General features: G+C 67.1%; 1 protein-coding gene. It reads left to right on the top strand.

Annotated elements, in window-relative coordinates; genetic code table 11:
• Positions 1–489 (top strand): CgeB family protein (locus AC2JF9_RS08560; protein WP_500726923.1); only part of this gene is annotated, 489 nt, incomplete at both ends.

The raw sequence follows: 489 nt of genomic DNA, 5'->3' as shown, positions 1-489 counted from the left end.
AGCGGGACGTGCCCTGGTATGCCGGCCATCGCGACCATACGGACCCGTCTTATTGCACGCTCGCTTTCTACTCCGACCTTCGGGACCTGGAGCGCTGGCGGGACGAGATCGGACGGGCCGACGCGGTGATGGTCGGCTCCTACGTGCCCGAAGGCGTCGCGGTCGGCCGCCATGTCCAGACGCACGCCGGCGGCGTCACCGCTTTCTACGATATCGACACGCCGGTCACGCTCGCGAAGCTCCGGCGCGGCGACCATGAATATCTCGCGCCGGAGATGATCCCCGGCTACGACCTCTATCTTTCCTTCACCGGCGGTCCGACGCTGCGCCATATCGAGGCGCATTACGGCTCCCGGGCGGCGCGCGCGCTCTATTGCTCGGTCGATGCGGACGCCTATCCGCCGCTCGACGTGCCGAAGAGGTGGGAGCTGTCCTATCTCGGCACCTATAGCGCCGACCGGCAGCCGACGCTGGAGAAGCTGCTGATCG

This window comes from Lactobacillus sp. C449L (assembly GCF_059900815.1).
This window is presented reverse-complemented; position numbering and strand designations above follow the sequence as displayed.